Genomic DNA, 14,264 nt, shown 5'->3' with positions numbered 1-14,264 from the left:
CCCTCGATAAAGTCGCTGAAACGGTGGTAGAATGATTTTTTCATACTCTTCAGCACCTCCGAGCCTTATTTTGGACAGGCTTGGCAGGGCTTATACACCGGAGGCGGAAATTTCTGTCTTTCACATGCAAAAATCCGTTCCGCAGACACAATATGCCTGCGGAACGGATTTTCTTTTCCAGTCCTCAGCGTGCTACCACCACACGGATGCGGCCGCCGGCGCTCTCGCTCTTATCGTACCAGCCGGTGAGCGTATAGTCTCCCTCTGTCACTTTGGACAGGCTGGAGAGCAAATACTCGCCCTTATCATAGACGTAGACCACTACCTGTTCGGAGAGGGCATACTGCCGCCGGTCAGTACCCACGGCAAAGTTCCCGCTGACACTGACGCTGTCCAGCTTCTGCTCATTCAGATTGTACAGGCGCTCCACATTGGTATCACTGTCCATCTTGACCTGGCAGGGACCGGTTTTCAGATTGTAGATCTTGGAGTCGGAGCCGAACACCAGCTCCTGACCGCCCACCTCATAAGTGTAGGAGGAGGCAATCTGGAACCCGCCGGTGGGCAGGCTCACATTGACCTCATTCACATCGGTAATGATGCCATACTGGTGCAGATCACCGGTCACATCGTCCAGGATCAGATGACTGATCTCCCCGGCGCTGTTGAGGGCATAGTAAAGCACCATGCCGCCAGTCAGTTCCACCCCCGCCAGCCGGCTGGGATAGACCCGGATGGGAGTGCGGGACTCGTAGGTATCAATGATCTGCACATCATCCGCCAACACATAGCTGCCCAGCTTGGTACCATCGGAACTGACCTTGCCGGTCAGCTTGACCTGATTCAGCCGTTTCACCTGAACCTCGCTGTTCCCGATGACAACCTGAACCAGGTTCCCCTCCTCCAGGCTCTTTTCGCTGCACTGATAGCGGTAGCTGCTGCCGTCGGTGGCCGCCACCGTTACCGTACGGGCGGTATAGGTGCCGTTGTTTCCGTCGTCATAGGGCAGATTTTCCACCTTGGTGATCACACCGTAAATCAGCGCGCCTTCACCGGGCGCCTCACCCAGGGCGGCCACGCCGCCGTTGCGGCCCAGCAGCAGGGTGACCTGATCACCCACCCGATAGTCCCCCAGGTCGGACAGCGCATAAGCAGCGGAGGTGGTCTCGATGCTGTAGGTCTTGCCCGCCACAGTCACGGAGGTGGGGGCGGAGGCGGAGGGGCTGACGGCCTCCAGCGTACCGGTGGCCTTGTCCGAATAGGCCCATATCGTCCGCATGGATTTGGACCAGTAGAGTACATCCTGGGTCTGGATGCTGCTCACCGCGGACGCCTTGCCGTTGCGGTAGACCGTGGCGGTGGCCGCGTGAAAGGGCAGGGCATCCTGCCAGTTGGCGGAGGCCACTACCGGCCCCTCCATAGCGGAGTTGATAAGAGCCACCCGATCCAGCTCGCCGGCAGCATTCACCAGATTGAGGGTGGGTTCCAGCACGTTCAGGTGGTACACCCCCGACTTGTTCTTGGTGATCATCAGGTTATAGAACAGATACAGGGCGTCCCGGCGGGTCATATTCTCGCTCTGGGCGCAGTTTACCCCCTCATCCAGGTCCAGGGCCCGGTACTGGGCCATCTGGCCGGCAGGCCAGAGCCCGGTAAAGTCGCTGTCTGCATACCCCAGCAGCCGCAGCACCATGGTAACGCCTTCCGCCAGGGTGATTTTCTGGTCCGGGTTGAAGTTGCCGTACAGGTCCCCCTGAACCAGGCCCAGATCCACTGCGGCTTTGATATAAGGGGCCGCCCAGTGGGTCTGGGGCACGTCCGGATAGGGCTTGACAGATACCGTATCCCCCACCGTATCCCGGCTGGTGGAGGCGGCCACCGTCATTTTGGTAAACTCAGCCCGGGTGATGGTGCGATCCAGGGCCAGATCCCCTTTCTCGTCTCCCACCATAATGTCCAGGGCGGCCAGCACCTGGGCGGCCTCCTCCTCCGCCGGAGGGGCGGCCAGCGCCCCGGGGGCCACTCCCAGTACCAGCACCAGGGCCAACAGAGCGGATAACATTCTGTGCTTCATCTTTTTTCTCCTTCCCACGGAAAAGGCCTTCGTTACCGTAAGTATATACCCCCTGAAGGCAGGAGGCAAGAGGTTCATCCCCAAGCGTCAATCATACCGCAGGGCGTCGATGGGGTTGAGTTTGGCCGCCTTGTTGGCGGGCAGGTAGCCGAACAGAACGCCGATCCCCACCGATACGCCGAAGGACACCAGAATGCCGCTGAGATTCGGGATGGCGGCAAAGCCCTCGGCATCGCTCATCAGCGCCCCGGCCACCGCGGTGAACACATTGGCCAGCAGGATACCCAGCAGGATACCGATCACCCCGCCGATGGCGGAGGTGGTGCCCGCCTCAATGATGAACTGGCTGCGGATATCCCGGCCTTTGGCCCCCAGGGATTTCCGGATACCGATCTCACGGGTGCGCTCGGTCACCGATACCAGCATGATATTCATGATGCCAATGCCGCCCACCACCAGGGAAATGGCGGCGATCACCACCAGAATGGTCATGAGTACCCCCAGCATGGAGTCCATCATCTCCATCATTTCCGCCGAGGTCATGACCAGATAGGAACTGCTGTCCCCGTAGATCCGAAAGAGCATGTTCTCAATGACGCCCTTGGCGGCGGAGGAGGTGTCCTTGCTGGTGCTGGTGACCAGGTAGGAATTGCTGCTCATTCCCATCATGCTGCCGGTGGCGTTGATCTGTTCCACCAGGTCGTAGGGCAGATAGATCAGGTCGTCGCCACTGCCCTCAGTGGAGTCCGCCTTCTGGGCCAGCACGCCGATGACGGTATAGGGCACACCCCCCACCGTCAAGGTCTGTCCCAGGCCCTGGCCGGCAAACATATTCTCATTGAGGTAGCTGCCGATGACGCATACCTTCTGGTTGCGCTCCACATCCACATAGCTGAGAAAACGACCTGCCTCCAGCTTGTCGCCGGTAGCCGTCTGGCCCTTCTCGCTGTTATACATGGTTTCACTGACGCCGTAGACCTTGGTGCGCTCGTACTCCTGGGCGCCCTGGCGAACCACGGTATTGGCATTGAGGTACGGGCTGACCGAATCGATGTACTGGGGATATTTCTCCGCCAGCGCGTAAAAGTCCTCCGGTGTGGCCTGGCGGTTGCCGCCGTAAGAATAGATCCCCACCTGGATCATATTGACGCCGATCTGCTCAAACTGGTTGTTCATGTACTGCTGCATCCCGTTGCCCAGGGAGACAATGACGATGACCGCCGCCACACCGATGATGATGCCCAGCATGGTGAGTAGCGCCCGCACCTTGCTGGTCATCAGGCTCTTGATGGCCAGCCGGAAGGATTGCCCCATCTTCATAGATTCAGCACCTCCCTGGTCCCGTCATGTTCCTCTTCCAGCTCGGGCTGGACCACGGCTCTGGGGTCGCGGGAATCCCCGTCATAGATGATCCTGCCGTCCTGAAGGCGCACGATCCGCTTGGCCTTGACGGCGATGGAGTTGTCGTGGGTGATAAGGACTACCGTGTCTCCCTCGGCGTTGAGCTTCTGGAGAAAGGCCAGCACTTCCCGGCCGGTACGGGAGTCCAGGGCGCCGGTGGGTTCGTCGGCCAGGATCACCGAGGGATTCCCTGCCAGGGCCCGGGCGATGGAGACCCGCTGCTGCTGGCCGCCGGAGAGCTGACTGGGCAGATTTTTCCGTTTGTCCGCCAGCCCTACCCGCTCCAACGCCTGGAGGGCCCGCTCCCTCCGCTCACCGCCGGGCACACCGGCATACAGCAGGGGCAGCTCCACGTTTTCCAGCACGTTGAGCTTGGGAATCAGGTTATATTGCTGGAAGATAAACCCCAGCATTTTATTGCGGATCTCGGCCTGCTGGTCGTCGTCCATTGTGGATACATCCACGCCGCCCAGGTGATAGGTGCCGGAGGTGGGCACATCCAGGCAGCCGATGATATTCATGGCGGTGGACTTGCCCGAGCCGGACTGGCCCACAATGGCCACAAATTCCCCCTGATCCACCGTTAGGGAGATGCCGTCCAGGGCATGGACGCTCTCCTCCCCCATCTGGTAGATCTTGTAGACATCTTTCAGTTCAATGAGGTGTCCCATGGCTTAACCCATCCCCATCATAGCTTCCATCATACTGGACCCCTGAGGACTGGGGGCCAGCACCACTTCCCCCTCCTCCAGACCGTCCACGATCTCAATGTAGTTTTCATCGTTGCGGCCCAGGGTGACCTGTCGCTCCTGGGCGGCGGTGATATCCACTACCTTTCCTGTTTCATCCAGGCACCCGTCTTTGGCTACCAGAACGGTATTCCCCCGCTCCACGGCCTCCACCGGCAGGGCAAGCACGCTGCCCACCTCCTCCACGATGATCTTGGCGGAGACATTCATACCGGGATACAGCTGCTCAGGAGAGCCGTCCACCAGGACGGTCACCGGGTAGCTGGTGTGTCCGCTGGTGGTGGTGCCGTTGATGTTGATCTTATCCACTACGCCGGTAAAGCTCTGACCATCCAGGGCATCGGCGGTGATCTCCACCTTCTGCCCCACCTGGATCTGGCTGATGTCCTGCTCGTCAATGTCCATCTCAAAGGTAAGCTGGGAGCGGTCGTAGATAATGGCGGGATAGGTCACCGTGGCGCCCGAACTGGCCATACCGTTGATGTTGTCCCCCACATCCAGGTTCTTTTCAATCACCTGGCCGTCAATGGTGGAAGTGATGGTGTAGTCGTCCAGCTTCTCCTGGGCGTTTTTCAGGGAGAGCTGGGCGTTTTCCAGGGCGATCCGGGCGTTTTCGATCTGGGTGTCCAGATCCGCTTCGGCGATCACGCCGATGACCTGGCCCACGCTGACCCGGTCCCCCTCCTTCACGTTGAGTACATCCAGCTCGCCGGAGGCTTTGGCTGTGATCTGTGCGGAAGCGGCATAGGTAAAGTTGGAGCTTGCCGCGCAGGCCGCGCCGCCAATGGAAGCGGTACCCTGGCTGGTCTCAGACAGCACACCCGGGTTATTGACCTGAATGGTCACCTGCCGCACCAGGGTGCCGCCCGCTCCCACCTCGTCGGTGGCTGCGATCTCGTCCACTGTGCCGGTCAGGGTGGAGCCGGTACCGTTCACCGTTACCGTGGCGGCCTGCCCCACATAGAAGCCGGCGGCGTCCGCCGCGTGGAAGGGAACCTTCAGCTTCATATGATCCCGATCCAGTACGTCGGCGATCACAGTACCCACTGTAACAGTGTCCCCCTGCTCCACATGCAGTTCAGTGATGACGCCGGCGTCCTTGGCGGTGATGTTCCGGTCCTTCTGGTTGTCACTCTGGGTCTCAAGCAGATCGTCCAGGGCCAGCTGGGCCGAGCGGACGTTCAGCTGGAGCTGCTCGATATTGCTCTCTATGTCTTTGGCGTCAATGCGGAACAGCACGTCGCCCTTATGTACCGTCTGTCCCTCTTCAAAGGGGGCTTCCAGGATCTCGCCGCTGACCAGGGTGGTCACCTTGTAAGATTGGATGGGCTCGATGGTACCGGAGCCTGATACCGATACCGTCATATTCTGCATGGTGGCCGTGTAGGGCAGATAGGCGCTGCTGATGATCTGCCTGCCCGCACCCATGCAGCGGGAGAACAGAAAGAGGATGATGCCCGCGATCACCGCCAGAACGATCACCCGCTTGACCCACTTGCGCTTCTTTTTGGGCGCCTTGAACTCCGGGAGCTTCTTCTGCTCCTGGCCCGGTGCCGCTGTGGTTTCCGTTTTTACCTGGGTTGCTTCCATGATCGTTTCTCCTTTTCTACATACATACCGCGCTGGATGCAGGTTCTTTCACCAGCGCACCCCGCTGTAAGATGCCCAAAATACGAACCAGTCTGGCTCTGGCCTGCTCCACGCCCCCATCCTGCTCTGCCGTCAGCATAGTCCCCGCCACTGCGGAGATGAGCAGATGAAACAGATCGGGCAGGTCGGTCTCGCTGCGCAGATCCAGCCGGGATATGTCAATCTTGTCCCGCAGACGCTCCACAATGGCACAGGGGCCCTGCCGATTCAGCATCAGCCCCGGCTGGAGACGCTGATTGCGGCGGAGGATGGCCGCCATTTCCCGGAAGTCATCGTTGATCCGGTTGGCCTGCAAATAGTCGAACAAATCTAAAACCGCCTGAAACAAATCGCCGCCGACCCGGTCCAACCGTTCCTCCACCTGTTCCACCAGCCGCTGTCCGTAGGATTCCATTAGATAGCGGAACAGGTCCTCCTTATCGGTAAAATACATATAGAAGCTGCCTCTGGGAATGCCCGCCTCCCGGATCATCCGGTTGATGGAAGCATCCTCATAAGGCACCCGGGCAAATTCCTCCCGGGCTGCCGCCAGCAGCCGCTCCCGCTTCTCCGCCGGAAGGCGATAAAACGTATCGCTGGGCATATCCTATCCCTCCTGAGCTGACAAACTGTCATAATCTTAATACGACAACCTGTCACATGTCAACCGGCGTCTCCCACAATTCACACATTGTTTGCACACCGGGCAACTCTCAGCATAGCAGTCCCACCCCAATGATTCCATAAAAAAAGAATAAAATTTCTCTAAAGCCACAAAGAAAAACGGGGGCACTGCTTTGCAGCGCCCCCGGAACACAGATGATATTACTGATTTACAATGGCAGCGGTATCCATGGCGATCATGAGTTCCTCGTCGGTGGGGATCAGCAGAACCTTCACCTTGGAGTCGGCGGCGGAGATCACAGTCTCCTTGCCCCGGACCTTGTTGGCCTCGGCGTCCATCTTCACGCCCATGAACTCCAGGCCGGAAGCGGCGCCCATACGGGTGTTGGCATCGTTCTCGCCCACGCCGGCGGTAAACACGATGGCGTCCACCCCGCCCATGGCGGCGGCATAGGCGCCAATGAGCTTCTTCACCCCGTACTGGAAGGCCTCCAGAGCCAGGGCGGCCTGCTGGTTACCCTCGTTGGCGGCATTCTCAATATCGCGGAAGTCGGAGGACACGCCGGAGATGCCCAGCACGCCGGACTTCTTATTGAGGACGTTCATCATTTCCTTCATGTCCCAGCCGTACTTGTTCATCAGATACTCCAGAATGCCGGCGTCCAGATCACCGGAGCGGGTACCCATAGGCAGACCGGCCAGAGGGGTGAAGCCCATAGAAGTATCCACGCTCTTGCCGCAATCCACAGCGGCCACGGAGGAGCCGTTGCCCAGGTGGCAGGTGATGATCTTCAGCTCCTCGATGGGCTTGCCCAGCATAGCGGCGGCCCGGGCAGACACATAGCGGTGGGAGGTGCCGTGGAAGCCGTAGCGGCGAACTTTGTCCTTCTCATAGTACTCGTAGGGCAGGGCATAAATATAGCTCTTGGCGGGCATGGTCTGATGGAAGGCGGTATCAAACACAGCCACCATGGGCACACCGGGCATGACCTTCTGGCAGGCCTGGATACCGGTGATGTTTGCGGGGTTATGAAGGGGGGCCAGGGGGATGCACTCCTCCAGCGCGGCCATAACCTCGTCGGTGATCAGCACGGAAGAGGCAAACTTCTCGCCGCCGTGAACCACACGGTGACCCACCGCGTCGATCTCGGAGGCACTCTTGATGACGCCATGCTCGCTGGAGAGCAGGGCATCCAGCACGGACTGGATGGCCTCGGCATGGGTGGGCATGGGGATCTCAAACTCATACTTGGCATCCTTGGCGGGGATCTTGTGGGTCAGACGACCATCGATGCCGATACGCTCACACAGGCCCTTGGCCAGCACCTCGCGGGTGGCGGGGTCCATGAGCTGATACTTGAGGGAAGAACTGCCAGCGTTGATAACCAGAACTTTCATGGTTCCATCTCTCCTTACATTTCCTGATAAACTGCGGCTTGAGTGCCGGGCATTCCCGTAGTACAATAACAGAAGCACATATCAAATTTATTGTATCCCTTTTTTTCACAAAGGACAACCCACATTTTGACTGAAAGGGAGAAAAATTTTACTGCCGTTCTGGAGGAAAAGCCATGACTGCCGCAGGCATCGTTGCCGAGTACAATCCATTTCATCTGGGTCACGCCTGGCACATCGCCGAGACCCGCCGCCTGCTGGGTGAGGGCCGTCCGGTGGTGTGCGTTATGAGCGGCCACTGGGTTCAGGGCGCCGATTGCGCTGTTACAGATAAATGGACCCGGTCCGCCCTGGCTCTGGAGGGGGGCGCCGACCTGGTGCTGGAGCTGCCCACCCCCTGGGCCATGGCTTCGGCGGAAACCTTTGCCCGGGGAGCGGTATCGATTCTGGCTGCCACCGGGGTAGTGGATACCCTCTCCTTCGGCAGCGAGTGCGGCAGCACCGATGAACTGCGCCAGGCTGCGGAGGCTCTGGACGCCCCGGACTACCCTGCCAAGCTGCGCTCCGCCCTGGACAGGGGTCTCTCCTTCCCTGCCGCCCGACAGGAGGCGGCAAATGCGTCCTGCCTGTCCACCCCCAACAACAACCTGGGTGTGGAGTACCTGCGGGCCCTTCGCCATCTGAACGCCGCTATGGAGGTTGTAACGGTGCCCCGCCGGGGGGCGGCCCATAACGGAAGTCAGGCAGTGGATGGCTTCGCCTCCGCCACCCGGATCCGGCAGCTGCTGCGCAGTGGGCAGGAAGAGACGGCCGCCCGCCTGGTGCGGCCCGGGACACTGGACAAAATAGGCCGGATATCTTCCCTGGCTTATGTGGAGCGGGCCATTCTGGCCAAATTGCGCACCATGGACGCCGGGGCGTGGGCCGCCCTGCCAGACGGCGGCGGGGCGGAGGGCCTGCCGGAACGGCTGGTCCGCTCCGCCCGGCAGGCCCTCTCCCTGGAGGAATTTTATGCCCTGGCCAAAACCAAACGGTACACCCACGCCCGGTTGCGGCGTCTGGCTCTGTCCGCCTTTCTGGGCATCTCCGCTTCTGGCCGCCCGCCCCTGCCCCCCTATCTCCGGGTGCTGGGCTGTACCGGCAGGGGGCAGACGCTGCTCAGGGAGATGAAAGAGGTCTGTTCCCTGCCCATCATCACCAAGCCCGCCCAGGCCAAAGCCCTCACCGACACGGCACGACAGCTTTTTGAGGCGGAGGCCAGGTACACCGACCTGTACGGTCTGTGCTTTTCCACCCCCAACCCCTGCGGCCTGGAGTGGACCTCCAGCCCGGTCATCAGAGCATAAAAAAGTGTCGCGGCAGATGCCGCGACACTTTTTTATGGTTTCAGTTTTCGGTGAGTACACCGGACAGATCCACAGGGGTGGCGTCGCTCCACAGGCGCTCCAGATCGTAAAACTCTCTGGCCTCCTCATTAAAGATGTGGACCACCACCGAGGAGAAATCCAGCAGAATCCAGATGCCGCCCCGGTGTCCCTCCACATGGTGGGGAGGCTCCCCGGCCTCCTTCAGTTCCTTCTCACACACATCGGCCAGAGCCTTGATCTGTGTGGTGGAGGTGGCGGAACACAACACGAAATAGTCGGCCAGAGTGGTCAGATGACCGGTCTCCAGCACCTTGATATCCAGGCCCTTCTTGCTGTCCAACGCTTTGGCGGCCAGCAGGGCAATTTCTTTAGGTGTTAACATAACATCTCTCCTTTATTCCACAGGCTCCATACCCGGACCGATCTCCGGTGTCGATTCAGGAGCGGGTGTGGCTGCCGGCGTAGGAGCCGGAGTTGGGGTAGGCGAGGGGGTCGCCGAGGGCTGGGCGCTGGCCGCCGGGCTGGGCGTTGGCGACGGGGTGGTGGAAGGCTGGGTACTGGCCACTGGCGTATTACTGGGCTTGGGGGTGGAGGTCACCTCCGGCTCCGGCGTGTCGCTGGGTTTGGGGGTGGAGGTACTGGTGCTGGAGCTGCCGGAACTGCTGGAGCCGCCGTTCTGAGGCCGGGCAGCGTAGGTGTCCTCCACATAACCTCTGGTAGAGGACAGCGAGCCGTCGTCATTGACGCTCATCAGATCCAGCTGATCCAGCCGGATATCCTCCAGATAGGGGTTGAAGTAGGTGTTGATCATCTCCAGGGTCTGATCCTGGATGGGGGTCACATAGGACTGCTTGTTGCCCACGGTCCGGCTATAGACATAAACGCCCTCGCAGGGCAGGGTCATAAAGTTGACATTGTCCATGCTCAGCCCGCCCAGAATGGCCTCCTGGGCAAACCAGGCCAGATTGTTCACCGTCAGGGTATCCCGGGTATCCACATTATTGAAGAAAATCTGAGCCAGGGCGGGGATCTTGTCGATGGTCAGATTTTGCAGGCAGGTCTCAATGACCGCTTTCAGGAACTCCTGCTGGGTCTGGATGCGCCCCAGGTCGCCGGTGGGATAGCCGCCGTAGGCCACGATCCTGCCGTTTACCACCTTGTTGTTCTTCCGCCAGCGCAGCAGCTGCATGGCCTTGTCGCCGTCGATCTCCTGGTATCCGGCCTCCAGGTGGATGTAGAGATCCTGGCTGCCGTCGTCATAGTTCATATCGTAGGGCACGTCAAACCACACCGGCCCGATGGCGTCCACCAGCTCGCCCACGGCCTCCCATTCCACCACCATAGTGAAGTCGGGCTGGAAGCCGATCAGATAGGAGATCTCCTCCTTCAGATAGTCGATGCCGTCCCGGTCATAGTTGGCGGCCCAGTTATAGACGGAATTGATCTTCTTTACATCCCAGGGTACGTTGACCATCGTATCCCGGGGCAGGTTCAGCACGTTCAGTTTCTGGTTGGGGATGTCGTAGGACATGACCATAATGGTGTCGGTGTTGCCGCCGCCGCCGGTGTCCCGTCCCACCACCAGGAAGGTGTAGAACTCCTCCTTCCGGTCGCCGTACAGTTTGGGCCCCGTCATCTCCATTCCGGCAGAGGCCTCGGCTTCCGGAGGCTCCACGTTGGGGATCTCCGGCTTGACCACCAGAAGTTTATATGCGACGAACAAAACTACGATCAACGTAGCGATGACTGTCAATACGATAAATAAAATGCGCAGCACCTTTTCCTTGGGGGTGCGCTGGGGCTTGGGCTTTTTCTGCCTGGGGGCTTTGGGCGGCTTTTGCTCTTTCGCGAGCCGGGCGCCGCCGCGGCTGTTCTTTTTCTCTTCCGGGTTCATCTCAAGGTTCCTTTCTGCTGGATTTGCTCCTCAGCCAATCCCTGGCCTGCAGCGTATTGCTGTGGACCGGCAGGCCCCGGTCCGCCATCTCCTGGATGCTCATCTCACACCCCGCCAGCACAGCCTGGTCCAGATCCTCATAGGCCAGCTTCCGCAGACGTTCCACGCCGGGGAAATCCCGGGTGGGCTCCATATAGTCGGCAATATAGAGGATCTTTTCCAGCAGGGTCATGTCCGCCTTGCCGGTGGTGTGCCAGAAAATGGCGCTGTAGATATCGTCGCTCACTCCATACACGTCCCGGGCCACACACGCCCCGGTTTTGGAATGGAGCAGTTTGACTGCACGCTGTTCCAAATCATCCAGTACGATACCATATTTGCGGCACAATTGCAACTGTTCGTCCATCTCCAGATACTTGGTGATGTCATGAAGGATACCCGCCCGGCGGGCCTTTTCTTCATCGGCGCCCCAGCGGTGGGCCAGGCGCACCGCCTCCTCTTCCGTACCTCTGATGTGGGCGATCCGCTTGGCCCGGATCATAGAGCAGGCACAGGCCCGCAGTTCCCGGTCGGGTAGTCGCTTGAGATCATAGTGAACGCCGTAGAGTCCGTGACGGATGATGTATCCATACACCGCCGGAGGCAGGTACTCCTGCCCCTCCCCCCGCTCCAGCATCTGGCGCAGCTGGGTGGAGGACACGTCCACGATTTGGGGCAGCTGGAGTACGCAGGTTTTGGCCCCAAAGGTCTTTTGCAGATACTCCGCCTGAATTTGCAGGGCCTCCCCGCTGTCGCTCTGGGTGCGGGCAAAGGTACACACCCCTGCCAGGCGGGTGATACACTCCGGTTCCCGCCAGTTGTGCAGGGTGAGGAACATATCGGTACCCATCATCAGCCACAGTTCCGCGTCCGGGTACCGGGCATGGAGCTGCTCCAGGGTATCGGCGGTATAGCTCTTGCCGGGGCGGGAAAGTTCCAGATCGCTGGCCCCGATCCTGTCGGGCAGCAGCAGGCTGTCCGCCGCCAGCTCCACCATGTCCAGCCGCTGCTGAGGCGTGGGGCTGCCGGCAGGCAGCGTCTTGTGGGGCGGCGTTGCCGCCGGGACAAACTGCAAGCGATCCAGTTCCAGAATGTCAAGCGCCGCCCGGGCTGAAGTCAGATGCCCCAAATGGGGTGGATTGAAGGTACCGCCATAAATGCCCAGCTTCATGACCATGCCCCCTTTTCATTACTGTCTGCGCTTCTTGTCCGACACCAGCACGATCTTGTCCTTCTTGTCCTTCCTGTGGGTTGGACGATACAGCACAAATTTTGTTCCGATGACCTGCACCACTTCGCTGCGGGTCTTTTGCGCCAGCTCCTCCGCCGCCTCCCGGCTGGTGAGCAAAGAGTTTTCCAGCACTTTGCCCTTGATCAACTCTCTGGCCTCCAGGGCATCGTCGGCCTGCTTCACCAGGTTGTCGCCGATGCCGTCCTTGCCCACATGGAGGATGGTGTCAATGTTGTTGGCCAGGCCCCGCAGCTGGGCCCGCTGTTTACTTGTCAAGTCCATTCAGATAGTTCTCCAATTCTGTCTTAAATTGTTTCAGGGCGTTGCCCCGGTGCGAGATGGCGTTCTTCTCCTGGGCGGTCAGCTCCGCAAAGGTCTTTTTCAGCCCTGGAATAAAAAACACCGGATCATAGCCGAATCCGCCCTCACCCTTGGGGGCGTAGGCGATGGTGCCGGGGCATTCCCCCCTGGCCTCCACCTTGTCCCCGTTGGGGAAACAGCAGCAGATGCAGGAAACGAATTTCCCCCGCCGGTCCAGCTGGCCCCGCAGGTTCTCCAGCAGCAGTCTGTACCGGCCCACGTCGTCCAGTTCGGGGCCGCCGTAGCGGGCGGAGTACACGCCGGGGGCGCCGTTGAGGGCGTCCACGCACAGGCCGGAGTCATCGGCAATGGCGGGCAGGCCGGAGGCCTCACACACCGCGTGGGCCTTCAGATAGGCATTCTCCTCAAAGGTAGTGCCTGTCTCCTCCACATCCACGTCCACGCCCACGTCGGACTCCAGCACCACTTCCACCCCCAGCTGGGAGAGGATGTCCTTCATCTCCACCAGCTTGTGAGCGTTCTTGCTGGCCAATACCATTTTCATACGCTTAACCTCCCAGAGCGGCCTTCTGGATGGCCTGCACTTCCCGGATTCCCTTGGCGCACAGCTCCACCAGAGCCTGCTGCTCGGCGATGGTGAAGGTCCGGCCCTCGCCGGTGCCCTGGAGTTCCACCAGTTCCCCTTCCCCGGTCATGACGCAGTTCAGGTCCACCTGGGCGGAGGAATCCTCCTCATAGCACAGATCCAGCAGCAGCTGGTCGTCCACGATGCCGGCGGAAATGGCGGCCACGCAGGTCTTGAGGGGCATGCTCTCCAGCACACCCTCCTGCACCAGCTTGTACAGGGCCAGGCTCAGGGCTACAAAGCCGCCGGTTACGCTGGCGGTACGGGTACCGCCGTCACCCTGGAGTACATCGCAGTCCACGGTGATGGTGCGCTCCCCCAGCTTCTTCATGTCCACACAGGCCCGGAGAGAGCGGCCTACCAGCCGCTGGATCTCCGCGGAGCGGGGGGACAGCTTTAACTTGGCAATGTCCCGCTTGGATCGCTCCCGGTTGGCCCGGGGCAGCATGGAGTACTCGGCGGTGACCCAGCCCTCCCCCTCGGGGACGTGGGGCGGGGTGCGCTCCTCCACGCTGGCGCAGCACAGCACCTGGGTGTTGCCGCAGCGGATGAGGCAGGAGCCCTCAGCAAATTTGTTGAAGTTGGGAATGATCTCAATGGGCCGAAGTTGGTCGTTGGCCCGTCCGTCAATTCTGGCCATTGTTATAACCTCCATCAAATCAGAGCTTCCACAAAGGCTTCCGCCTCAAAGGGCATCAGGTCGTCGATGCCCTCGCCCACGCCGATATACTTTACCGGCACCTGGAGTTCCTGGGCAATGGCGATGACAATGCCGCCCTTGGCGGAACCGTCCAGCTTGGTGAGGACGATACCGGTGATGCCGGCGGTCTCCTTGAACTGCTTGGCCTGGATCAGGCCGTTCTGGCCGGTGGTGGCGTCCAGCACCAGCAGGGTCTCCCGGTCGCAGCCGGGCAG

13 protein-coding genes and 1 pseudogene are annotated in these 14,264 nt (G+C 60.3%); 1 reads left to right on the top strand and 13 read right to left on the bottom strand.

The features are described 5' to 3' along the window. Nucleotides 1–184: 184 nt before the first annotated feature. The 6 genes from Q0K43_RS07075 to Q0K43_RS07050 form a co-directional block, all read right to left on the bottom strand. Nucleotides 185–2,074: an S-layer homology domain-containing protein gene (locus Q0K43_RS07075; protein ID WP_297289856.1), complete on the bottom strand. Its 1,890-nt coding sequence runs from the start codon at nucleotides 2,072–2,074 to the stop codon at nucleotides 185–187. Between the two features lie 87 nt (nucleotides 2,075–2,161). Further along, the gene (locus tag Q0K43_RS07070; RefSeq protein ID WP_297289855.1) at nucleotides 2,162–3,394 is read right to left on the bottom strand and encodes an ABC transporter permease; all 1,233 of its coding nucleotides are present in this window, start codon (nucleotides 3,392–3,394) and stop codon (nucleotides 2,162–2,164) included. Beyond that, the gene (locus Q0K43_RS07065) at nucleotides 3,391–4,146 is read right to left on the bottom strand and encodes an ABC transporter ATP-binding protein (protein ID WP_297289854.1); all 756 of its coding nucleotides are present in this window, start codon (nucleotides 4,144–4,146) and stop codon (nucleotides 3,391–3,393) included. The genes Q0K43_RS07070 and Q0K43_RS07065 overlap by 4 nt, the downstream gene beginning before the upstream one ends. 3 nt (nucleotides 4,147–4,149) lie before the next feature. Further along, complete coding sequence (locus Q0K43_RS07060) at nucleotides 4,150–5,814, bottom strand: efflux RND transporter periplasmic adaptor subunit (RefSeq protein ID WP_297289853.1); 1,665 nt, start codon at nucleotides 5,812–5,814, stop codon at nucleotides 4,150–4,152. 16 nt (nucleotides 5,815–5,830) lie between these two features. Further along, nucleotides 5,831–6,457, bottom strand: a complete 627-nt coding sequence (locus Q0K43_RS07055) for a TetR/AcrR family transcriptional regulator (protein ID WP_297289852.1) — start codon at nucleotides 6,455–6,457, stop codon at nucleotides 5,831–5,833. Between the two features lie 221 nt (nucleotides 6,458–6,678). Then, on the bottom strand, nucleotides 6,679–7,875 hold the full coding sequence (locus Q0K43_RS07050; RefSeq protein WP_297289851.1) for an acetate/propionate family kinase: 1,197 nt from the start codon (nucleotides 7,873–7,875) through the stop codon (nucleotides 6,679–6,681). Between the two features lie 173 nt (nucleotides 7,876–8,048). Here Q0K43_RS07050 and Q0K43_RS07045 point away from each other — a divergent pair, with 173 nt between their 5' ends. Continuing rightward, on the top strand, nucleotides 8,049–9,218 hold the full coding sequence (locus Q0K43_RS07045) for a tRNA(Met) cytidine acetate ligase (RefSeq protein ID WP_297289850.1): 1,170 nt from the start codon (nucleotides 8,049–8,051) through the stop codon (nucleotides 9,216–9,218). A gap of 40 nt (nucleotides 9,219–9,258) precedes the next feature. Here the strand turns inward: Q0K43_RS07045 and rsfS are convergent, their stop codons facing one another. From rsfS to Q0K43_RS07010, 7 genes and pseudogenes are all read right to left on the bottom strand, one after another. Further along, nucleotides 9,259–9,621 carry a ribosome silencing factor gene (rsfS, locus tag Q0K43_RS07040; protein ID WP_087187683.1) on the bottom strand — a complete coding sequence of 121 codons (363 nt, stop codon included), beginning with the start codon at nucleotides 9,619–9,621 and terminating at the stop codon, nucleotides 9,259–9,261. A 12-nt stretch (nucleotides 9,622–9,633) separates the two neighbouring features. Next, nucleotides 9,634–11,133, bottom strand: coding sequence for an LCP family protein (locus tag Q0K43_RS07035; protein ID WP_297289849.1), 1,500 nt, complete (start codon nucleotides 11,131–11,133; stop codon nucleotides 9,634–9,636). Between the two features lies 1 nt (nucleotide 11,134). Next, nucleotides 11,135–12,343: a nicotinate (nicotinamide) nucleotide adenylyltransferase gene (gene nadD, locus Q0K43_RS07030; protein ID WP_297289848.1), complete on the bottom strand. Its 1,209-nt coding sequence runs from the start codon at nucleotides 12,341–12,343 to the stop codon at nucleotides 11,135–11,137. An 18-nt stretch (nucleotides 12,344–12,361) separates the two neighbouring features. Beyond that, complete coding sequence (yhbY, locus tag Q0K43_RS07025; protein ID WP_297289847.1) at nucleotides 12,362–12,685, bottom strand: ribosome assembly RNA-binding protein YhbY; 324 nt, start codon at nucleotides 12,683–12,685, stop codon at nucleotides 12,362–12,364. Then, nucleotides 12,669–13,268, bottom strand: coding sequence for an XTP/dITP diphosphatase (locus Q0K43_RS07020; RefSeq protein ID WP_297289846.1), 600 nt, complete (start codon nucleotides 13,266–13,268; stop codon nucleotides 12,669–12,671). Before Q0K43_RS07020 ends, yhbY begins: the two co-directional genes overlap by 17 nt. Nucleotides 13,269–13,272: 4 nt before the next feature. Continuing rightward, nucleotides 13,273–13,989 (bottom strand): ribonuclease PH, encoded by a 717-nt coding sequence (gene rph / locus Q0K43_RS07015; RefSeq protein WP_297289845.1) that lies wholly within the window; start codon nucleotides 13,987–13,989, stop codon nucleotides 13,273–13,275. A 14-nt stretch (nucleotides 13,990–14,003) separates the two neighbouring features. Beyond that, nucleotides 14,004–14,264, bottom strand: a pseudogene (locus Q0K43_RS07010) (signal recognition particle-docking protein FtsY); the annotation flags it as partial.

This window comes from uncultured Flavonifractor sp. (assembly GCF_944383115.1).
Taxonomy (GTDB): domain Bacteria; phylum Bacillota; class Clostridia; order Oscillospirales; family Oscillospiraceae; genus Flavonifractor.
Note: the sequence above shows the minus strand (reverse complement) of the source record. Positions and strands in the feature narration are given on the sequence as shown.